Source organism: Arthrobacter terricola, from assembly GCF_004354015.1.
Lineage (GTDB): Bacteria > Actinomycetota > Actinomycetes > Actinomycetales > Micrococcaceae > Arthrobacter > Arthrobacter terricola.
Map to the genome: position 1 here is coordinate 74,432 of NZ_SMRU01000022.1, position 21,586 is coordinate 96,017.

Below are 21,586 nucleotides of genomic sequence, written 5' to 3' on the forward strand. Positions count from 1 at the left end.
GGTTCGGTGTGGATGGGGGTTGTCCTGCGCCGGGCTAGCGGATCCGGCGCAGGACGTGTGTTACAGGACGGGCGCTGTGAAGTGGTGGTTGCCCGGGCCAACTTCCCTGGATGCAGTGCCCGGGAGTTGAACGGTTGCGGTGGTTCCTGTGGGCACGTTGGCGAACAGCCGGATCTGGCCGTTCTCGATGCGCCAGCTGACTTCGGCCAGGCCGTACGGGGTCAGGTGCTTTGTGGACGCGTGGGTGATCCCTCCGCCGGGGCGGGGTTTGATGGCGATCTTCTTGTAGCCGGGTTCCAGGGGTGCGAGGCCGCCGATGGTTCGGTGCATCCAGTCAGCCACGGCGCCCAAGGCGTAATGGTTGAAGGAGGTCATTTCTCCCGGGTTGATTGAGCCGTCCGGGAGCATGGAGTCCCAGCGTTCCCAGATGGTTGTGCCTCCCTGTTTTACGGCGTAGAGCCAGGAAGGGCATTCTTCTTCATTGAGCAGGTTATAGGCGGTATCGAGGTGGCCGCCGAGGGTCAGTGCGTCGCTGATGACCGGGGTTCCCGCAAATCCGGTGGCAATGCGGTTCCCTTCCCCGGCAACGAGCTCGGCCAGCCGGTCCGCTGCCCCGTCCTTTTGCCGGGTGGTGGGCAGGAGGTCGAAGACAAGGGCGAGAGCGTAAGCGGTCTGCGCGTCGCTGGTCATGGTTCCGTCGTCGTGGACGTAGCGCTGCGCGAATGCGGCACGTACTTTCCCGGCCAGATCCGCGTAGCGTGCCTCGTCGTCGGTCTTTCCCAGGACGCCGGCGGTGCGGGAGAGCTGGCGGGTGGACCAGGCGAAGTAGGCCGTGGCGACGAGGTATCGGTCGGTGCGGGCATCGGCGGGGTCGTGCGGGGGAGCGGCGGGGTCAAGCCAGTCCCCGAGCTGGAAACCTTCGTCCCAGAGGTGGGTGTCGCCGGCGCGTTCTGCCATGAGGTCCACCCAGGCTTTGGCGCTGGAGTATTGCGCAGCGAGCACGCCTTTGTCGTTGAACCGCTCGTACAGGGTCCACGGGGTGAGCACGGCAACATCGCCCCAGACCGCGCCCGGGACGGTTTCATCCCAGGACCCTGCCTGGACCCAGGGGATGTACCAGGGGACGGTTCCGTCGGGGAGCTGTTCGTCAGCGACGTCCTTGAGCCAGCCTGCGAGCATGCCTGAGCAGTCATAGAGGTAGGACGCGGTGGGGGCGAAGACCTGGATGTCGCCGGTCCAGCCGAGGCGCTCGTCGCGTTGCGGACAGTCGGTGGGGATGCTGACGAAGTTCCCGCGCATGCTCCATCGGACGTTTTCGTGCAGGCGGTTGATCAGCGGGTCCGAGCATTCGAACCAGCCGGTGCGTTCCATGTCGGTGTGGTGCACCCGGGCGGTGAGCGTCTCGAGGTTGACGGCTTCCACCGCCCCGGTGATTTCGGCGTAGCGGAAGCCGTGCATGGCGAACTTCGGTTCCCAGGTGTGCTCGGATCCGTCGGCGAGGATGTAGGTGTCGGTGGATGCGGCCAGCCGCAGCGGCCGGGTGCACAGCTCGCCGTCCTGGAGGACTTCGGCATGGCGTAGGGTCACGGTGTCACCGGCCTTGCCCTGGACTGTCAGCCGAAGCCGGCCGACGAGGTTCTGGCCGAAATCGATGAGGGTCTTGCCCGCCGGCGATGTCCAGATCCGTTGCGGCGCGAGCTCTTCGGTGCACCGTACGGGCGGTCCCGCAGGGGCTTCGAGAATGCCCTTATCCAGGTCGACCGTGCGCGTGCCCGACCATGTGCCGTCGTCGAAGCCCGGGGCGGACCAGCCGGGCTGTTCGAGGCGCGCGTCGTGGGTTTCGCCGTCGTAAAAGCCGGCGAAGGTGATGGGTCCGCGGGAGGCCTTCCACTGCTCATCGGTGCCGATCACGGTCCGGCGGCCGTCCGTGTAGGTGACCTCGAGTTGCGCGAGCAGGGAAGTCCGGTCGCCGTAGACGTTGCGGGTTCCTCCCTGGAAGCCGATACGGCCACGGAACCAGCCGTCCGCCAGCCACACGCCGATGGCGTTCCCGCCCGGGTGCAGGAGCCCGGTGACGTCGAAGGTCGAGTAAAGCAGCCGGTTGCGGTAGCTGGTCCAGCCGGGGGCGAGGACCTCGTCACCGACGCGCCGGCCGTTGATTTCCACTTCGTAGACGCCCTGACCGGTGACGTAGAGGCGGGCCGACGCTATTCCTGCTCCCGTGTCGAAGGAGCGGCGGAGCAGCGCCGGGGGGTTGTCCGTGTTGGGGTCGTGTTCCCAGTCCGGGGTGATGGCCGACGCGGTCCAGTCCTCGGGGGACAGCAGTCCGGCTTCGATGGTGAGTGCGTCGCTCCAGGCAGACGGGTTTCCGTCGGCGCCGCTGACCCGCACCCGGACCTCGGCGCGTTCACGTGAGTGCAGCGGAGCAAACGGCCAGTCCACCAGGACCGAGTCGGAGGACACGATTTCCTCGGTGGCGTCCTGCTTCCCGGAGCGCCGGAGGGAGATTTCGTAGGTTTGCTGCTCCCACTCGGCCGGCGCCTGCGTCTGCCAGGTGAGCCGGGGCAGTGCTTCGCCGATGCCCAGCGCCGTGGGGTTGCGTTCGGCCTGGACGCGGACGACGCGGGCGGCGGGTTCGGTGGTCTGCTGTGTGTCTGTGGCGGCTGCCGGGACTGTCATGTTTTTCTTCCCAGATGTTCTCAAGTGTGGCGGCGGTGGCGGTCCCGGGGACCGCCACCGCCGGACGAGCGGATGTGTACTGCGTGGGCCTAGGAGCCTGAGGTGTAGGCGGTGTCCATTTGCTTCAGGGCACTGGCGGTGTCTGTCTTGCCGGCGAGGAGATCCTGGACTACCTGGAACAGGGTCTGCTGGACGCGGGCGTTGGGCCAGTTCTGGTCCATGAACGGGTCGGTCTTACCGGCTTTCTGGTAGTCCTGCAGCGTGCTCAGCGCTGCGTCGACCTTGAAGCTGTCGTTCGGGACCGCGGGCAGGGCCTTGTTGGTCTGCGCGTACAGGTTCATCCCGTCAGGGCTTTCGAGGAAGTTGACGAACTTGATCGCAAGGTCCTTGTTTTTCGCTTTCGCGTTGACGCCATAGGTCGAACCGGCGGCGCCGGCCATGCGGGTATCGGCCGCGTTCTCGGTCGCCGGGACGGGGAGCATGTTCAGCTCAGTGCCCTTGGGCGCCTGGGTGCTGATCGCGGCAACCGCGGAGTTGACCTGGATCACGCTGAGCGCGTCGCCCTTGGCGACGGCGGAAAGGCTGGCGTTGTAGTCCGTGCCCAGGGGGTTGGCCTGGAAGCAGCCGGCCTTTTGCATCTCAAGGTACTTGTTGAAGGCATCGGACCACTTCGAATCGCTGAACGTGGCCTTCTTGTCCGTCATGTCCTGGGCGAAGTTCGGGTTCGGACCATAGACGAGGCTGGGGGTCAGGGCATACGGGATGAGCTGGGTGACCCAGTTCGTCTGTGCGCCCAGTTCGAAGGCGGCCTTGCCCTTGGACTTGGCGTCGGAGCAGAACTGCAGGAGGCCGCTCCACGTGGTCGGCGGCGTCAGTCCGGCCTGTTTCATGGCCGTCATGTTGTAGACCGCGCCGATGCCCGAGAAAGTGACCGCGGCGCTGTAAGTCTTGCCGTTGGACTGGGTGACAGGTTTGATGCCTGCCGGGAAGCTGTTCGCCCAGGACTGGCTGGAGAGGTCCTCCAGGAATCCGGCCTTGGCGACTACGCGGGTGGCCATCGGGTTGCCGTCCCCGGGCCAGACAAATACGACGTCGGGGGCGGTGCCGGAGGAGAGCTGGGTGCGGGTGGTGGTCTGGTACTGGTCCAGGGCTGAGGTCGTGTATTTCACGTCGACGCCGGGGTTCTGCTCCTTGAACTTGGCGACGACGGCATCGAGCGCGGGTTTTTCGTTGGTGGTGGCGGCCAGGGTGAGGGTCTTGTTGTCCCCGCCCGAGCTGGCATTGGAGCTTCCGCCGCTGCAGGCGCTCAGGCCCACGGCCGCGACGACCGCGACGGACAGGGCCAGAAGGCTCTTCTTGTACATTTAGTGCTCTCCTTTGAACTGCAGCATGGCTGCATGGTGGGCGCGCCTGACCGGACGGTGCCGCGCCTGACCGGACGGTGCCGCGCCTAGGGGGTGGGGCTAGCCTTTGAGGCCGCTGGCGAAGCCCTTGATGATGGTCTTCTGCATGGCGAAGTAGGCAATCAGGATCGGTGCGATGGTGATGACCAGGCCGGCGAAGACCAGGTTCCACTGCGAGACGTACTGGCTGACGAACGAGAACAGTGCCACGGGAACGGTTTGCTGGTTGCTCCCGCTCAGGTACAGCAGCGGGGTGAGGAAGTCGTTCCAGACGTGCAGGACGTTCAGGATGATGACGGTTCCGGTGATGGGACGCACGAGCGGGAAGATCACGGAGAAGAAGCTGCGCATCGGCCCGGCACCGTCGATCGCCGCGGCCTCCTCGTAGTCGAGGGGGACCGCCCGGATGAAGCCGGTGTAGAGGAATACTGAGAACGGGACCTGCAGCCCGGCGTAGTACAGGACCAGGGAGACCGGGTTGCCGAGCAGGCCCAGGTCACGGATGGTCGTGTAGAGCGGTATCAGGGCGAGCTGGAACGGCAGGAGCAGCCCGAGCATGAAGAGGAAGAACAGCCACTTCGACCACCCCTTCGTTACCCTGGCCAAGGGGTAGGCGGCGAGGGCGGAAATGGCCACGATGACCAGGACACTGAAGACGGTGACGAAAGCGCTGGTCAGCAACGCCTGGCCGAGGTTGGCCTGGTTCCAGGCGTCCGAGAAGTTCTGGAACGTCAGGTCGGTGACCGGGGCCAGCGGCGAGGACGGATCGTCGGGCCTTTTGAGTGCCAGGTTGACCAGGATGTAGACGGGCAGGAAGAACAGGACGCCGACGAGGACCATGACGGCCTCGAGGATGAACGTCCGCCAGGAGTAGCGGTTCACTTGGTGCCTCCCTGCTTGCCGAGGAGCTTGTACTGGGCGGTGGACAGGATCGCGACGAAAGCGGTCAGGACGAGTGCCATGGCAATGCCGTAGCTGAAGTCTCCGAACTGGAACGCGTTCTTGTAGATCAGCGTGGACATGGTGTCCGTGGAGGTTCCCGGGCCACCGGAGGTCATGACCCACACCTGGTCGAACAACTTCAGGCCGCCGATGATCGAGAGCATCAAGTTGATGGTGATCGCCGGAGCGAGCTCCGGGCGGACGACGAACCAGAACCGCCGGAACGGTCCAGCCCCGTCGATCCGGGAAGCTTCAAGGACGTCCTCCGGGACACCTTGCAGGCCGGCCAGGAAGATCACCATGGAGTAGCCGGCGAACTGCCAGACAACGGTCGCGACGATCGACCACAGGGCGATGTCGGCGTCTCCAAGCCAGTCACGCTGCAGGGCGCCGAGACCGAAGAAACCCAGAAGCTGGTTGATCGCCCCGTCGGGGGTCATCAGGTACTTCCACAGGTAGCCGGTGGCCACAGGGGTGATGACCGCGGGGGTGAACAACGCGACGCGCAGAATGTTGCGGCTCTTGATCTTGGTGTTCACACCCAACGCCAGCAGCAGGCCGATCAGGTTCTGCACCACGGTGATCGCGACGGCGATCAGCAGCGTGTGGACAACGGCGCCTACGCCGCCCGGGTCCTTGAGGAGGCGTTCGAACTGGGCCAGGCCCACAAAGTCCTTCGTGGCCGAGAGGCCGTCCCAGTTGGTGAACGCATACGCCGCACCTTGCAGGCTCGGCCACAGGACCACGAACAGGTAGAACACCAAGGCTGGAACCACGAACCACCACGGGACCGCGCCGATCCGGCGTGCGGTGAATTTTTTGGTGCGGCGGCCGGCCGGGGAAACGGGGGCGGCAGCATCAGCAACGGCGAGCGACGGGCTCTTGATCGAGCTCACCGTACGCCACCAGGTAAAAGGGGCACCGTAGTGCCAATCCGTCGATTCACGGGAACCTCTCCATCGAGTTGAAACAGATTTTGAAGCGCTTCATCTGGATCAAGAGTAGGGCTGCGTGTGACGTGCGTCAATCCCTTTTTGAAACGATATAAAGCTGATTTGTCGGACTTGACCCCCATCGCCCACTCTTTTATCCTGTCTTGATAGTCATCGTGAAGCGCTTCAGCGAAGCGCGTGGGCATGATGGCCGGGACGAAGAAAGCCGAGGAACAACCGGGTGACAGCCAACACGGCCCATGGGGGCCGGGCTCCGAGCATGCAGGATGTCGCACGCCTGGCAGGCGTGTCTTTGGGCACCGTCTCGCACGCGCTCAACAAACCGGAGAAGGTCTCGGAGAGGTCTTTGCAGAAAGTCCGCACGGCTGTTGAGCAGCTGGGCTTTGTCCCGAACAGTGCCGCCCGTTCGTTGGCGGCCGGGAGCAGCACCACCGTCGGCCTGGTCTTGACCGACATCGACAATTCGCTCTTTGTCGACATTGCCCGGGGCGCTGAGGACGAGGCGCGGAAATCAGGACACGCCCTGCTGCTGGCCAACAGCGACATCGATCTCGGCCGCCAGGAATCCTACCTGGACATTTTCGACGAGGCCCGGGTGGCAGGCATTCTGTTCACGCCCATGAACGCAAGCCTGGAAGGCGTCGACCGTGTACGCCGCCACGGCCGAAGGATCGTTCTGGTCAACTACGCCGGAGGGCGCCAGGACTGCTGCGCGGTGCTCTCCGACGAGGAATACGGTGGATACTTGGCGGCCCGGCATCTGATCGGGCTCGGCCGACGGCGGCTGCTTTTCGCCGGCGGTCCGGAAGAGTTTTACGCGATCAAGGAGCGGCGCAACGGTGCGCTGCGTGCCGTGACGGAGGCCGGCAATGTCACCATGGAAGTCATCCCGTCCCGCCGTTTGAAAAGCGATGAAGGGCGAAAAATAGCCGCCGCCGTCGCTGACCGCCCCGCAGGTCAAATGCCCGACGGAATCCTCTCGCCATCGGACCGCATCGCGGCGGGTGTCATCCACGAACTCATGGCCAGGGGCTTGCAAGTGCCCGACGATGTCGCCGTTATCGGGTACGACAACAATCACTTCACCACCGAGGCCGCGATTTCCATGTCCACCGTCTCCCAGGATGGGCACCTAATGGGTGCCGAAGCCATGGCGATCCTCCTCGACGAAATCCGCAACCCGGATCACGAACACCGCGTGCTCACCCTTAAACCCCAGCTCGTGCTCCGCGAAAGCACCCTCGGCCCAAACGGGCGCCCCCGGCCCGAAGAAGATAGGCGGGCAGGCATGGCACCGGCCAATCCCGCGCCTCTTTAGGGCGCCTGCTGAGGAGCGAGGCGGGGAAGGCACTTTTTCAATCCCGACGTGCGCGTTTAGCCGCTCAGAACCCGAGCGGTGGTTCGGGTGTGGTGTTTTGCCGGGGACGCCGTTCCTGCCGTGCTTTGCCGGATGACTAGTTCGGGCGTGTAGACGACGGCGCGGTGCCGCCGGTGCCAGACGTCGAGTTCTTCCGCCAGGAGTTCGACGGCGGTCCTGCCGATGGCGTCGGTGGGCTGGCGGATGGAGGAGAATGGCACGGCAGCGGATGCTGCGAAACCGCGCCACCGTGTAATTCCCCGCAAACCCGCGAGGTCCCGACTTGAGCCAACAGCGCCCGGGCCGGGACCTTCGTGTTTTGCGCCGTCCGTGAAGGGGTCGCTGGCAGCTGCTGGTCCGGTTTACCGCCGTGGCGGTTTAGTCGGTTTCAGGGCGGTGGCAGTAGGGGCATTCATCTTCACAATCCGGCCCCATGGGCTGGGCGCTGATTGCGACGACGGATCGGCTGGTGGCCAAAGGGCGCATGCGCACTGCTGGCTGGCGATGCAGCAATGCCGTTCGGGATTTCATTGCTTCCGGTTCCTTATCTGGTTCGGCGCCAAAGGCTGGGGGTGTTTTGGGCGCTTTGGGGTAGAGCGGGAGGGTGTTGGCCTTCGGGTGTTAGTAGGCCTTGACGCGTTGTTCCACGACGAGGTGGATGAGGGCGAAAACGTTGTTGTTGTCGATGGCGTTCAGGGCGGCTTGGAGGGCGGCGGGGACGTCATTGTCCATTTCGACCCGGACGCCGAAACCGCCGAAGGCGCGCGCCATCAGTGCGAAGTCCGGGTTCTGGAGTTGCGTGCCTGAAACGCGCCCGGGGTAGTGACGTTCCTGGTGTGTGCGGATCGTGCCGTATTCCTGGTTGTCCATGACGATAATCAGCGGCGCGGCCCCATACTGTGCGGCTGTGGCGAGTTCCTGGCCATTCATGAGGAACTCCCCGTCGCCGGCGATGGTGACGATTCTCCGGCCCGGGTTGGCCAGGGAAGCTGCGATGGCCGCGGGGATGGAGTAGCCCATGGAGCCGTTCCGTGCGCTGAGCATGGAGGCGTAGCGCCGGGTCGGGAAGTAGCGGTGGGCCCAGTTGGTGTGCTCACCGGCCCCGAAGGTCACCATGGCGTCGTCGGGCAAGGTTGGAACCAGGTTTGCCATGAGGGTGTCCATGCGGGCCCGGCCGTTGCCGGGCGTTTGGGTCGGCAGCGATGCGAAGGCTACTTGTTCGCCGCGCATCCTGTTCGTCCAGGCTTTCCAGTCGTGGCGGTAGGGCAGTTCGATCTCGACGAGGTCCCGGACGAACACGTCTGGTTTGGCGACGATTTGCCAGGACACGGGGCCTGAACGGCCCCGGAGGGAGGGATCGATAGTGACGAGGAAGTTCTTCTTGTTCCAGTCCTGGCGGCAGAGAAAGCCGTCGGTGATGACATCCCCGGGCACGGTGCCGACGAAGATCAGGAGGTCCGTTTCCTCGAGCAGGTCGTAGGTCGGGCGGGGGCGTCCGTATCCGATGGGGCCGACATACGATGGGGAATCGAACGGTACCGTTCCTTGGGTGCGCCACTCTGCCGCGGCCGGGATGTGGTGCTTTTCCAGCCAGCGGGTGAGTTTGGCGGTCGCTGCTTGTGACCAGTCGTTGCCTCCGGTGACAAAGAGGGGCTTGGTCGAGTTCATGAGTGCGTCGGCTATTGCGCTGCTGTCGGCGGTGGTCATGCCTCCGGTTGCCACCGGAATGCGGGGGTGCAGTGCGGGTTTGATGTGCTGGCGGATGATGTCTTCGGGGAGGCCGACGACGACGGGTCCGGGGCGTCCGCTCGTGGCGGCGAACATGGCTTCGGCGACGATTTCGGAGGCGCGTTCCGGGTGGTCCAGGACCATGACGCGTTTGGCGCCGGTGTCGAACCAGGCTTTGATGTCGAATTCCTGGAAAGCTTCACGGTCCCGGTGGGCGAACGGGATCAGCCCCACGAAGAGGACCAGCGGCGTCGAATCCTGCCACGCTGTGTGCAGGCCGACGTGGGCGTTGGCCGCACCGGGGCCGCGGGTGACCATCGCGATGCCGGGGATCTGGTTCATTTTCCCGTCGGCTTCTGCCATGTAGGCGGCTCCGCCTTCGTGGCGGCAGACGATGGTCTCGATGGGTGAGTTGTGCAGGCCGTCCAGGACGTCGAGGAAGCTTTCGCCGGGCACGACGAACGTCCGTTCCACCCCGTGGGCTACCAGCGTGTCGACAATGACATGCCCGGCTGACTTTGTTGTGGGAGGGATCTGTTCAAGGAGTCGGGGGTGGAAGTCCGTCGACTGCGTCGTCATCGTTTTCCTGGTCTCTTAGTTAGTTTTGTGATGTCAAAAAGGATGGCCAGGTGCGGCACACGGGTTTGTGGAGGCCGCACCTGACCGTGGATGCGGCTAGGCGTGGGATGGTTCCGGGACGGCGGAGGACTTGGCGGCGGTAAAGGCGCTCAGGAGTCGTTCGGTGTCTTTCATCTGGTCTTCCCAGATGGCGCGGACGATGTCGATGCGGTCTTCGGATTCCTGGAGTCCGGAGAGATAAGCGCCGACGTTCGCGCCGCTTTCTCCGGCTTGTTCGTGGAGGGCGATCATTTTGGTGACGAGTTTCGTTTGCATGCCGTAGACCGGGATTTGGGGTCCGCGGGGTGCGATCATGCCGACGTAGTAGAGCTTTTCCAGGCCTTCGGGGATGATGCCGGCACCGTAGCGGATCGGGGCGCCTTTCCTGCGGGGGACCAGGCGGGTGTCCAGGAAGGGGACGCCGGAGTGGAATCCGGTGGCCCAGAGGATGGTGTCGTAATCGCGGGCGGTGCCGTCGGTGAAGTGGACGGTTTTCCCGTTGAAGTGTTCGATGCCCGGGACGATTCCGACGCGGCCGTGCTGGACCCAGTAGGGCAGGAGGCTGTTGACCACAGTGCTTCCCTCGGCCAGGGTGCGGTGCTTGGGTTCGGGCATGCCGGGGTAGTCGCTCCATTCGCCAATGGAGACCCGGGCGAGGAGGCGGCTGATGAGGTCTACTTCGTCGGGGGCGAATTGTTTGAGGAAGTCCAGTTCCTGGCGGGGTTTGCCGAAGTACGCTTTGGGCTGGAAGTAGGTTCCTTCGCGGATCACGATGTCTGCTTCGAGGCGGTGCTGGGCGACGTCGACGGCGAGGTCGCAGCCGGAGTTGCCGGCTCCGACCACCAGGACCCGGTTTCCGTCGATGTCCTTGACGTTGTTGTACTCGCTGGAGTGCAGTTGCTTGCCGGTGTATTCGCCCGGGAACGAAGGGACCTTCTTGTCCCAGAGGTGGCCGTTGGCGACGATCACGCCGTCGTAGACATCTGATCCGTTAGAGGTGGTGACATTCCATCCCGCAGATCCGGTGGTGCCGTCGGTGGCGACCGGGGTGACGGAGAGGACTTCGGTGTTGAACTGGATGATGTCGTAGTGGTCGTGGTGGCGTGCGTAGGACTCGATGTAGTCCCGGACCTGGTCCCGGCGCGGGAAGTGCGGGTAGTGCGCGGGCATGGGGAAGTTTTCGAAGTGGGTCATATCCCGGGCGGTGATGAGGTGCAGCGCCTCGTAGTCGGTGTGCCAGTGGCCTCCGACGCGGTCGCTCTTTTCGAAGCAGTCGACGTCGTAGCCGGCCTGGCGGAGTTGCTGGAGTGCGGAGATGCCGGCAGCACCGGCGCCGATGACGCAGTAGCGGGTCATGGTGTGTATCCGTTCAAGTATCGGGGGTGATGTGGGCGGGTGCCTGTTAGCGGATGACGTCCCCGCCGGAGAGGGTGACGGTTTCGCCGGTCATGAACCCGGCTTGGTCGCTGCCGGTCAACAGCCATGCCCAGCGGGCGATTTCCTCCGGCTGGGCCACGCGGCCAAGCGGGATGGACGCGGCCGCGGCGTCCATCCGGCCCGTCGCGGCGTTTCCAGGCGTGTTGACCCAGCCTGGAGCGATCGCGTTGACCCGGATCTTCTTGTCTGCCAGTTCCAGCGCAGTGGCCTTGGTGACCATGATGACGGCGGCCTTGGAAGCTCCATAGACGAGTTGGCCAGGAGAGACATGGTAGCCGTCCACGGAGGCGAAGTTCACGATCGCGGAGCCTTCGGGCATGGACCGCTTCGCGGCGGCCATAACGTTCAGGACTCCGAGCACATTGACGTCGAACACCAGGCGGTAGAGCTCGTCGGTGTAGCTGTCCAGGGTGGAGGGCGGGTAGACGCCGGCGATGTTGGCGACGGCGTGGATTTCGCCGCCGATCCCCGGCAGGACGCCGTCGAGCTTTTCCTCCAGTGCTGCACGGTCACGGACGTCGGCTACCAAGGGCGTCACCTGCGAGGGGTGGCCGTTGAATTCAGGGGCCGTGACGTCGACGGCGATGACGTGCCAACCTTCGTTGAGGAAGACATCGGCGGTGCTGCGGCCCATACCGCTTCCTGCTCCGGTGATGAGGGCGACGCGGGGTGAGGTGGTGTTCATGCGGATATTCCTTGGAGTCTTAGCCCTTGACCGTGGTCAGGATCTTGGTGGTCAGTGATGCGAGGGACTTGTTGCGGGTTTCTTCGGCCCAGGCGATGCTGATCACCAGGCCGAGGACGGTGAGCCCGACACCGATCAGCATGGTCGGACCGGTCCCGATCCCACTGAGGGAGAGAGGGACCATGTAGGTGCCGATGGCAGCGCCGATGCGGCTGATGGCGGTGGCGAGTCCGACGGCCGAGGCACGGATACTGGTGGGGAACAATTCATTGGGGTAGATGAACACCAGGATGGTTCCGGCGCCGCTGGCGAGCGTGAAGAGGAAGAAGAACACCATCACGAACCAGCCGGGTCCTTCCGGCCACAGTCCGAGGGGGAGCAGGAAGACTGCCGCGGCGACGAATGTCCAGATCATCAAGGGGCGACGGCCTCGGGTTTCCACCCACCGGAGGGCCGGGAGGGAACCGATGAGGAATCCCAGGTTCAGGACGATCTGGCCGAGGGTTTCTTCCGCGCCGCCGTGTCCGAGGCCGAACTGGGCCAGGATGATCGGGCCATAGGTGAACAGGGCGAACTGCGGGAGGGCGATGCACATCCACGTCAGCCCGCAGAACAAGGTGCGCTTCAGGAAGGGTGCCTTGAGCAAGGCGACGAAGTTTGCCTTGGTTTCGGGTTCGTCCGTCGCCACCAGGGCGTGTACATCCTCGAGGGAGACGGGGCGTTCGAGTGCTTTGGAAAGAGCCTGGCGGGCCTCCTCGAGCCGTCCCTTCGCCACCAGCCAGCGGGGTGACTCGTGGGCGCCGAAACGCAGCAGCATCACGATGGCTCCAAACAGTGCGCCACTGGCCAGCATCCAGCGCCAGGATCCCTGCCCGAACGTGCTGGAGAGCAGGAAGCCCACCAGGTACGCGACGATGGCGCCGACCAGCCAGATGGTGGAAAGCCAGCCGATGATCGCTCCTCGGCGCTTCTTAGGTATCCATTCGGTCAGGAGGGCGGTGGCGATCGGGTAATCCGCGCCCACGGCCAGGCCCACCACGAGGCGCAGGAGGATCAGCTGAACCCCGTTGCTGATGAAAAGGCAGGCGAGGGAACCGATGACCATGGCCAGCAGGTCCACGGTGTACATCATCTTCCGGCCGATCCGGTCGGTGATCGGGCCAAGGGCGAGGCTGCCGAGGAACAGGCCCACGAGGGACGCGGCGCCGGCCAGGCCAAGCTGCACGGAATCCAGTCGCAGTTCCGCGCTGGCGCCGGTGAGGGCGACACCGACGATGCTGAGGAGGTAGCCGTCCAGGAAGGGGCCGCCTGAGCAGGCGGCGATGAGCCGGCGGTGGTATCTCGTCAGTGGTCCATCGTCGATGAGATGGGTGCCTGAAGCAGCAGAGATCGCAGTCATGGCGTTGTCCTAATCAGTGGAGAAAGTGTGCCGGAATCGGCTGGATGTGATTGCCGTCACCGGCGTGGGAACAACGTTACGGAAGATTTGGCTCGAGGTGTAGACTCAAATTCTTACCCTTCCTCAAGGAAAAGCCTATGCCTAGTTTGACGCTCCAGCAGCTCCGCTATTTTCTGTCGGCGGCGAAGCACAAGACGCTGTCGGCGGCCGCCGAGGCCGAGCACATCGCGCAGCCAAGCCTGTCCGAACAGATTCGCCGGCTGGAAAGCAGCCTCGGAGTGAAGCTGTTCACCCGTACCAACAGGGAGTTGCAACTCACCGAAGCAGCCCGGCTGCTATTGCCCAGTGCCCAGCGGGCGCTCGATGAAGTCGACAGCCTGTCCGACCTTGTGCGCGAGGTCCGCACTCTCCAAGGCGGGACCGTCTCCTTCGGGACGTTCAACAGTGCCCACCTTTACCTGTTGACCGGACTCATCCGTGATTTCCATGAGCAGTACCCCATGGTGAAAATCAGGGTTGTCGGCCTGAATTCCTCCGAGGTGGCCGATGCCGTCCGTGACGGTGAGCTGGAGGCCGGCCTCGTGCAACTGCCGGTCGATGACCGGGGATTGTCCGTCGGTCCTCCCGTGCTCAGTGACGAGGTGGTTTACGTCAGTGCGGATCCTGAACGGTTGACCGGTCCGGTTTCGATTGAACAGATGGCCGCTGCGCCGTTGATCCTTTCGGAGGCGCGCTGGTCCAATTCAGACCCTTTGCGGTTGTCGATGACCGAGCGCGCCCAGCATGCGGGAGTGACCTTGAACCCGATCGCAGAGGTGGAGTTTCAGACCCACGCTGTTGAGTTGGCCGCCCAAGGCGTTGGCGACTCGCTGGTTTCGTACCACGTTGCCAAATCCATGATTGAAAGGCAGGGGCTGGGATACGTATCCCTCGCCCCTGCCTTTCATGAGCATTTCGCCTTCATCACCCGGGTCAATGGTTCACTTTCACCGGCGACCCGCGAGTTCATCAAGTACGCCCACCAGCACATCGCTTTGCTGCAGGACGTCACGCCCGACTAGCCCGCGCGTGCCTGGTTACTCCCGTACCTTGTGCTTGCCCTGTGCAGCGAAGCGAGGGTGGCCGCGATTGCGGGCCGGTCTTTGGACGCTTCCCTGCACGCGGCGAGCACCGTGCGGCTCTGGATTCCCGTGGACGTGGGGTAGCGGCGGATGTTCGGCGCGGCGTGTTCCAGCGCGAGGCCGGGGAGGACGGCAACGGCGAGTCCGGCCTCAACGAAACGCAGTTGCACGGCCAGGTCCTCCGAGGAGCATACGATGCGGGGTTCGAATCCTGTGGCGCGGCACTGGTTGATGACCCAAGTGCGGGGTGCGGAGTCCATCGCTTCGACGGCCCAGCCTGCTTCGGAGAGTTGTCCGATGATGTCCTGCCCGGGGTTGATCCCGGCGGCTGTGGCCGCGTCCATGGCCAGCCTAAGTGGGTCTTGAAACAAGCTCTCATAGACGATGCCGGTCAGGGACGGTGCCGGCAGGCCTGGGTAGGACTCGGCAATGACGAGGTCGTATTCGCCCGATTGGAGGGCAGGGAGGGTTTCCTCCGGTTCGCCCTGATGGAATTCGATGGTCAGGTCCGGATGCAGCTCGCGCAGGTCCAGGGCGACCCGTGGCAGGAAGGTCAGGGCGGCCGTTTGGAAGGCCGCGATTTTGACTGTTCCGCGTGGCTGTTCCAGCGAGGTGGATACGTCTGCTTCTGCGCGCTCGAGCATGGCGAGGATGGTTTCCGCGTGGGCGACCAAGGTCAGTCCTTGAGGCGTCAGCTTCAGCCGCCGCCCGGCGGGCTCAACCAGGGCCACGCCGACTTCCTTTTCCAGCAGGCGGACCTGTTGGGACACGGCCGAGGTGCTGTAGGAAAGGGCTTCGGCCACGGCGGAAAGGGTCTTGCGCTGATGCAGTTCCCGCAAGACCCTCAGCCTGCCGACATTGAGCATGTGCGGCCCTTCCGCTAATGGTTTTCGCTGGCCGTGGAGGCCATGGCTAGGAAAACTCTACGATGAGTTCCACTTCCACCGGTGCGTTCAGGGGCAGTTCGGCGACCCCGACGGCGGAACGTGCGTGGTCGAGGTCGGCGCCGACTTTGCCGGTGGCGGCCAGGACTCCGTTTTCATGGGGGAGCTGTCCGGAGGTATAAACGGTGTTTCCGATCCGGGTGGCGGCCACGTAGCTGGCCACGGCAGTTGAAGGCGTGGGCAGTTCCATTCCGAGTTCCTGCAGTCGATGCTTCGTCTGTTCGTGCAGTCCGGTGTGGTGGGTTGTCTGTGTCATGGGTTCCTTCACTGGCAATAGTTGAGGGTGGTCTGGGTCAGGACCGAGGTAACGCGGCGGAGTGAAGCCAGTTCGATCCATTCGGTCGCCGCGTGGGCGCCGCCGCCGTCGACGCCGAAGAGGAGGCCGGGAATGCCGGAGTCGAGCATGAGCGCGGCGTCGGTCCAGAACGGTTCGCCGCGCAGCGCCAGGTCCTGGCCGGTGCTGTTCTTGGCGGCGGTGAGCAGCGCCTGCACGATGGGTTCTTCGGGGGAGACTTCGAAAGGTTGGCGTTCGAGTCCGCGGGTGATGGTGTACTGGAATTCCGCGTCGGTGGCGGCTATATCGTCAAGGATCGCACGCAGTTCGGCTTCGACGGTGTCGGCGGTTTCCCCGGGGATGGTGCGGCGTTCCAGGGAGATGGTGCATTCGGCTGGGTAGCTGGAGATTTCTTCGCCGCCGCGGATCAGCGAGGCGTGGATGTTTCCTGCTTTCAGGGTGGGGTGTTGTGTCCCTTCGGCGAGCTTGCGGGTGAGCTGGTCCATGCCCGTGAGGAAGCGTCCGGCTTTCGCGATCGCATCGATGCCGAGGTCCGGGCGGGAGCCGTGGGCTGCCACGCCGTGGATGGTGACGTCAAACCAGGCGAAGCCGCGGTGGGCTATGACAACGTCTTCGTGTGTGGGTTCGGAGATGATGGCGGCGTCGGCGGTGAAGTGGCGGAGTACTTCTTCGGTTCCCGCGCTGGCGTATTCTTCGTCGGATACCAGGGCGACGATGATGTCACCGCGGTGGGGCTGTGCCGCGGCGGTGGCTGCGGCGACCATGATGGCCGCGATGCCGGCCTTCATGTCGAACGTTCCCCGGCCGAACATCTTCCCGTCCTCCACCCGCGGATCGAGGGGGTCGCCGTCGTACCCTGCGAGGGTTACGGTGTCCAGGTGGCCGTTGAACATCAGGCTGTTGCCGCCGCCGCTGCCGGCGGCAACGCCGACGACGGACGGGCGGCCCGGCTCTGCTTCAAGCCGCGTTACCTCGAAGCCGTGACATTCAAGCCACGCTGAGGTGTAGTCGGCGATTCCGGTCTCGCCGGCGGAGCCGGCGACGAGGCCGGGGTTGACCGAGTCGATGCGGACCAGGTCTTTGAGAAGTTCGGCAGGGTCCATGACGGGCCGGGCCGCGGGTGTGGTTTCTGATTGTGTCGACATTGTTGTTGGTCCTTAGCGGAGGGGGTTGGCGTCCAGGCCTTCGGTGCTGACGAGGACAAGGATGGATTCCGGTCCGATGTTGAGATCACGACGGCGGCCCTCGCCTTGGAGTGCGGTGCGCACCCCTGCCAGCGTGGCCGCTCCGCACGGTCCGGCGTCCTGGCCCAGGGCATTGAGGTCCACTACTGCCTGCCGGCACTCGTCCTCCGAGACGCTGATGGCCGCATCGAGTCCGGCGAGCAGCGAGGGCCAGCCAAGCTCGGAGGGGGTGCCGCAATTCAGGCCGGACATGATGGTCGGGAAGCTGGTGTCCACGGTGATGGGCTCGCCGGCAAGCAATGACCGGGCGATGCATGCGGCGGTTTCCGGCTCGACGCTTAGCAGCGAAGGGTGCGGGTGGCCGTTGCTGCGGTAATGGTCCACCAATGAGTGGGCCAGGGAACCGACCCCGACGGGGCAGGCCACCAGGTCGGGGCCGTCGTAGCCTAGGACGGCAAGCTGCTGGTCGATTTCGGTGAAAAGGGTGGTGTACCCGTCCACGATCCAGCGGGGGATGTCTTCGTAGCCGGGCCAGGAGGTGTCTTGGACCAGCAGGTCCAGCGGGTTGCCTTCTGCCGATTCCGCCGCGGCTTGGACGACGTCGTCGTATGTCAGTTCCAGCGGGATCAATTCGGCGCCTTCGCCCTTGATTCCTTCGATAGCGGCATCGCTGAGTCCCTTCGGAATGTAGATGCGGGCTTTCAGTCCGAGGAGTCTAGCCATGCGTGACACGGCGCGGCCGTGGTTGCCGTCGGTGGCTGTCACGAGGATCGGAACCTGGCCGGCCGGAACATTTGCGGTCAGGTAGTCGCGCAGCTCCGGCACGGTGATTCCGCTGGCGTCGAGGCTGAACCGTTCGCAGATCGCGCGGCAGACCGCACAGGAGGCGCCGAGGATTTTGAAAGCCGGCAAGCCGAGACGGTCCGACTCATTCTTGAGGAATACCTGCCCGACGCCGAGTTCGGCCGCCAGCTGTGGGAGCGGAGTCAAAGGGGTCGGGGCGTACCCCTCCAGCGTTTGGTGGTAGGCGAGTGCGGACGATGGTGCGGCCGTCCGCCACGTGCGGGCAGCGGGGTTGGCGTACCAGGAAGTTGTGTCAGTCGATGGCATGTATCCAGAGTGAACCGGCTTAGGTTCAAATAAAAGCGGTAGTTTCGGGACCTTTTGTTGAAGTATTTCTTCAAGTTCAGCGGTCTCGCCGTTCGGGGTGCATAGCGGGCGAATGGCCGTTTTCCCTTCACTTTCATGTCCGGCTATCCGCGCTTTTTCTTTTCGCCGGAGTCCTTGAGGATTGACCGGACAGTGAGCGGCGCCACAGGGCTGCGCCGAAATCACGCCACGTTTTGTGGCCACCCCCTTCCACGAAAGCGACCTTCATGACCGTGCAACGCAGCACCCGGGAAACCCACGACATAAAGCAAACAGGCCCGGATTCCCCGGCCGCAGGTCCGGGATTCCAGGAGGACGAGCAGGGCTACCACAAGGGCCTCTCGGCCCGTCAGATACAGATGATCGGAATCGGCGGAGCAATAGGAACCGGGCTCTTCATGGGCGCGGGCGGCAGGCTGGCCGCGGCGGGACCCGGGCTGGTAATGGTTTACGCCGTTTGCGGGTTCTTCGCGTTCCTGATCCTCCGAGCCCTTGGCGAACTCGTCCTACACAGGCCCACCTCGGGCTCGTTCGTTTCCTACGCCCGCGAATTCTTCGGCGAAAAGGCGGCCTTCGCCGTCGGCTGGTTGTACTGGCTCAACTGGTCCATGATCGCGATCGTGGACGTCACCGCCGTCGCTCTTTACATAAACTTCTTCAAGAAATACGTTCCGGTCCTGGCGGACGTACCGCAATGGGTGTTTGCCCTGGCCGCACTGGCCCTCGTCGTTGGCCTGAACCTGCTCTCGGTGAAAGTCTTCGGGGAACTTGAGTTCTGGTTCTCCCTTATCAAGGTTGCAGCGCTGGTGACCTTCGTCGTCGTCGGCGTCTGCTTTGTCCTGTTCGGCACCCCGATTGCGGGCCACAGCGCGGGCTTCAGCATTATCTCCGACAACGGGGGCATGTTTCCCAACGGCGTCCTCCCGGCCCTGGTCGTGATTCAAGGTGTCATCTTCGCGTACGGTGCGATCGAGCTGGTCGGGACCGCAGCGGGGGAGACCGACAACCCGGAACGGATCATGCCCAAGGCGATCAACGCCGTCGTTGTCCGTATTGGCGTGTTCTACGTTGGTTCCGTCCTGCTGCTGTCCTGCCTGCTGCCGTTCACCGCCTATAAGGCCGGCGAAAGCCCGTTCGTGACCTTCTTCGGGTCCATCGGCATCGCCGGCGGAGACGCCGTCATGAACCTCATTGTTCTGACAGCGGCGTTGTCGTCCCTGAACGCGGGACTTTACTCAACCGGCCGCATCATGCGCTCCCTCTCGGTGGCCGGCTCTGCCCCGAAGTTCGCGGGGCGCATGAGCCGCAACGGCGTACCGTACGGAGGCATCCTGATGACCGGCGCCGTGGCTCTGCTCGGCGTCGGCCTCAACGCTGTGGTGCCCGGGGCGGCTTTCGAAATTGTCCTCAACATCTCATCGCTCTGCCTGATCGTCGCCTGGGCAACCATTGTGCTGTGCCAGTTGCGCCTCTGGTCATGGGCCCGGAAAGGAAAACTCAACCGTCCCGCCTTCCGGATGTTCGGCGCACCCTGGACCGGAATCATCACCCTGGTCTTCCTGGTGGCAGTGCTTGTCCTTATGGCGATGGACTACCCGGTAGGCACCTACACCATCGCATCGATCGCCTTGATCGTCCCGCTGCTGGTCATCGGCTGGTACCTCGCACGCAGCAACATCCGGGCCCAGGCTGACGCGAAGACAGCCACCAGGGAGGAACGCTCCGGGGCGTAATGCAAATAGGACGTCCGGGTGCCGTAGCACCCGGACGTTCTCATCGCGAAGCCTATGCCCCCTTGTTTGATGCGACGGCGTCAACTGCCAGTGCATCCGGAATCTCGTTGGTTATGTCGGCAGATGCCACGCCAACGCCATGCCGGACAGGATCCGGCGCAAGCTGCGCCGTTTCCGAGTCATCGCTCCGGGCGGAGTCACCGGTTGGATTGACTGGTGCCATGGCGGCGTGCTCGGCGAGGACTCCGGTCTGGTGCCCGATCTTGAAGCGGTACAGCATGACCCCGCCTGCCGTGACTACGGCGACGAAGATGACCCCGCCCCACTGCAGGTACCACTCGAACGGCGGCACCGAGTTGTAGATTTCCGTGCGCGGCCAGATCAGGTTCAGGGTCATCGCACCACCCCACAGGACTGCCAGGATGTTCACGGGCAGCCCCCATTTGCCCATGCTGAATCCGGCTTTCGAACCATCATCGAGCAGCGGCCATTTCCGGGAGAGCCGCTTGCGCAACATGGGAACGGTGACCAGCAGGTACGACAGGTAGATCAGGACGATGCTGATGCTGGACAGAATCGTGAAAATCGCAGGCTGCGTAATGTTGACCAGCAGCGGAATCACGGCCAGGATACCGATCACGATTGCTGCAATCGTAGGGGTCTTGCGGACCGGGTCTACCTTGCTGAGCTGCCGGCTGAAGGGCAGGTTGTTGTCACGCGCCATGGCGAACATCATGCGGATGGCCGCGGCGTGGACGGCCAGCGTGCAGACCACCACGGCCACCACGATGCACACAAGGAACGCCTTGCCGAAGGGTCCCCCGAGGACGGAGAGAACGATGTGCTGCAGGCCGCCGTCGGCAGCTCCCAGCTTGGGGTCGCTGAGGTCCGGCGCCGCCAGGATGCCGAAGAGCAGGATCAGCCCGCCCAGCAAGAAGGAAGCTGTGACGGCCCGCAGGATGGCTTTCGGAGCCGTGCGCTTGGGATCCTTTGTTTCCTCCCCGAGCGAGCTTGCGGTATCGAACCCGTACATGACATAGCCGGAAGCCATGGCGCCAATGAGGAACACGCCGAAGAAGCCGAGGTCGTGGCCTTGGCCGAATCCGGCAGTGTTGAAGAAAACTTCCGGGCCCCGCACTACATGCCAGCCCAGCGCGAGGACCAGCAGCACGGCCGCGATCAGCTCGACGAAGACGCCGATGCTGTTGATCCGGGTCATGAGCTTCACGCCGAACGCGTTGATGAGGGTCGAGATGGTGATCATGATGGTGGCGAGCAGAACCCCGTTAAGGGCGAAGTCGTAGGTGCCGGTGCCGTCGCCTACGATCTGGAAGCCGGACCAGAGCTGCGGCAGGGTGATCTGCAGGGCCAGTGCCACCGACCCCAGCGTCATGATGGACGACAACAGCAGCAGCCAGCCGGCCAGCCACGCGGATGTCCCGGAGGCGAGCCGTTTGGCCCAGTTGTAGACCGAGCCGGCAACGGGGTAGCGGCCTGCCAGTTCGGCAAAGCACAGCGCCACCATTAGCTGGCCGACGAAAACGACGGGCCAGGACCAGGCATAAGCCGGTCCGGCCATGGAAAAACCAAAGTAGAACAGTTGAAATACACCGGTGAGGATGGAGATGTAGCTGACGCCGGCGGCGAAGCTGGCGAACTTGCCGATACTCCGGTCCAGGGTCTGGGCATAGCCGAATTCGTCCATGCCACTTGAATCAGTACTCTTGCTGGGTTCCAACATCTGACCTCCTAAGTCAGAAAAGCATGTTGGTGATTTCCCTGCGGCCCCCATTGGACGCACGGAAATCACACTGCTGAATCGACGGGCCGGCAGCGCGTTGCAGTGCCCGGCCAGTCGCCCCCATTGCTGATGACTAGCCGCTGAAAAGTCATGGACACACGCCGCCTGACTCCGTTGTGTGCGGCGTGGTTCCTATGTACGGGCTAGTTGGTGATGAA

16 protein-coding genes and 1 pseudogene are annotated in these 21,586 nt (G+C 64.0%); 3 read left to right on the top strand and 14 right to left on the bottom strand.

Annotated features, from left to right (window positions below; genetic code table 11):
* Window positions 1–60: 60 nt before the first annotated feature.
* The 4 genes from E1809_RS17680 to E1809_RS17695 form a co-directional block, all read right to left on the bottom strand.
* Window positions 61–2,679 carry a glycoside hydrolase family 78 protein gene (locus E1809_RS17680; RefSeq protein ID WP_133205545.1) on the bottom strand — a complete coding sequence of 873 codons (2,619 nt, stop codon included), beginning with the start codon at window positions 2,677–2,679 and terminating at the stop codon, window positions 61–63.
* An 89-nt stretch (window positions 2,680–2,768) separates the two neighbouring features.
* Window positions 2,769–4,043, bottom strand: a complete 1,275-nt coding sequence (locus tag E1809_RS17685; protein WP_133205546.1) for an ABC transporter substrate-binding protein — start codon at window positions 4,041–4,043, stop codon at window positions 2,769–2,771.
* A gap of 99 nt (window positions 4,044–4,142) precedes the next feature.
* Window positions 4,143–4,964 (bottom strand): carbohydrate ABC transporter permease, encoded by an 822-nt coding sequence (locus tag E1809_RS17690; RefSeq protein WP_133205547.1) that lies wholly within the window; start codon window positions 4,962–4,964, stop codon window positions 4,143–4,145.
* Window positions 4,961–5,920: a carbohydrate ABC transporter permease gene (locus E1809_RS17695; RefSeq protein WP_205754236.1), complete on the bottom strand. Its 960-nt coding sequence runs from the start codon at window positions 5,918–5,920 to the stop codon at window positions 4,961–4,963. The genes E1809_RS17690 and E1809_RS17695 overlap by 4 nt, the downstream gene beginning before the upstream one ends.
* 277 nt (window positions 5,921–6,197) lie before the next feature.
* On the opposite strand from E1809_RS17695, the gene E1809_RS17700 reads away from it, so the two are divergent.
* Window positions 6,198–7,295 (top strand): LacI family DNA-binding transcriptional regulator, encoded by a 1,098-nt coding sequence (locus E1809_RS17700; RefSeq protein ID WP_205754237.1) that lies wholly within the window; start codon window positions 6,198–6,200, stop codon window positions 7,293–7,295.
* 56 nt (window positions 7,296–7,351) lie between these two features.
* Here the strand turns inward: E1809_RS17700 and E1809_RS17705 are convergent.
* From E1809_RS17705 to E1809_RS17725, 5 genes and pseudogenes are all read right to left on the bottom strand, one after another.
* Window positions 7,352–7,573: pseudogene (locus E1809_RS17705) on the bottom strand (substrate-binding domain-containing protein); the annotation flags it as partial.
* Between the two features lie 382 nt (window positions 7,574–7,955).
* On the bottom strand, window positions 7,956–9,641 hold the full coding sequence (locus tag E1809_RS17710; RefSeq protein WP_133205549.1) for a thiamine pyrophosphate-dependent enzyme: 1,686 nt from the start codon (window positions 9,639–9,641) through the stop codon (window positions 7,956–7,958).
* Between the two features lie 96 nt (window positions 9,642–9,737).
* The gene (locus tag E1809_RS17715) at window positions 9,738–11,036 is read right to left on the bottom strand and encodes a flavin-containing monooxygenase (RefSeq protein WP_133205550.1); all 1,299 of its coding nucleotides are present in this window, start codon (window positions 11,034–11,036) and stop codon (window positions 9,738–9,740) included.
* Window positions 11,037–11,082: 46 nt separating this feature from the next.
* Window positions 11,083–11,802, bottom strand: a complete 720-nt coding sequence (locus E1809_RS17720; protein ID WP_133205551.1) for an SDR family NAD(P)-dependent oxidoreductase — start codon at window positions 11,800–11,802, stop codon at window positions 11,083–11,085.
* A 19-nt stretch (window positions 11,803–11,821) separates the two neighbouring features.
* A complete protein-coding gene (locus E1809_RS17725) occupies window positions 11,822–13,201 on the bottom strand; it encodes an MFS transporter (protein ID WP_133205552.1) in 1,380 nt (459 codons plus the stop codon).
* Between the two features lie 137 nt (window positions 13,202–13,338).
* Between E1809_RS17725 and E1809_RS17730 the strand changes: the two genes are divergently transcribed.
* Window positions 13,339–14,262 carry a LysR family transcriptional regulator gene (locus tag E1809_RS17730; RefSeq protein ID WP_133205553.1) on the top strand — a complete coding sequence of 308 codons (924 nt, stop codon included), beginning with the start codon at window positions 13,339–13,341 and terminating at the stop codon, window positions 14,260–14,262.
* Here E1809_RS17730 and E1809_RS17735 read toward each other — a convergent pair.
* Genes E1809_RS17735 through E1809_RS17750 form a run of 4 tightly spaced genes read right to left on the bottom strand, consistent with a single transcriptional unit; the run spans window position 14,259 to window position 17,855 of the window.
* Window positions 14,259–15,188 (bottom strand): LysR substrate-binding domain-containing protein, encoded by a 930-nt coding sequence (locus tag E1809_RS17735; RefSeq protein ID WP_133205554.1) that lies wholly within the window; start codon window positions 15,186–15,188, stop codon window positions 14,259–14,261. The genes E1809_RS17730 and E1809_RS17735 overlap by 4 nt on opposite strands.
* Window positions 15,189–15,234: 46 nt before the next feature.
* Complete coding sequence (locus E1809_RS17740) at window positions 15,235–15,522, bottom strand: RidA family protein (protein ID WP_133205555.1); 288 nt, start codon at window positions 15,520–15,522, stop codon at window positions 15,235–15,237.
* A gap of 8 nt (window positions 15,523–15,530) precedes the next feature.
* Entirely contained in the window at window positions 15,531–16,706 is a 1,176-nt protein-coding gene (locus tag E1809_RS17745) for an ArgE/DapE family deacylase (protein WP_205754238.1), read from the bottom strand.
* 12 nt (window positions 16,707–16,718) lie between these two features.
* Window positions 16,719–17,855 carry a diaminopropionate ammonia-lyase gene (locus tag E1809_RS17750; protein WP_133205556.1) on the bottom strand — a complete coding sequence of 379 codons (1,137 nt, stop codon included), beginning with the start codon at window positions 17,853–17,855 and terminating at the stop codon, window positions 16,719–16,721.
* A 266-nt stretch (window positions 17,856–18,121) separates the two neighbouring features.
* On the opposite strand from E1809_RS17750, the gene E1809_RS17755 reads away from it, so the two are divergent.
* Entirely contained in the window at window positions 18,122–19,627 is a 1,506-nt protein-coding gene (locus E1809_RS17755) for an amino acid permease (protein WP_133205557.1), read from the top strand.
* Window positions 19,628–19,679: 52 nt separating this feature from the next.
* Here the strand turns inward: E1809_RS17755 and E1809_RS17760 are convergent, their stop codons facing one another.
* Window positions 19,680–21,368 (bottom strand): APC family permease, encoded by a 1,689-nt coding sequence (locus E1809_RS17760; protein ID WP_235835667.1) that lies wholly within the window; start codon window positions 21,366–21,368, stop codon window positions 19,680–19,682.
* Window positions 21,369–21,586 lie beyond the last annotated feature (218 nt).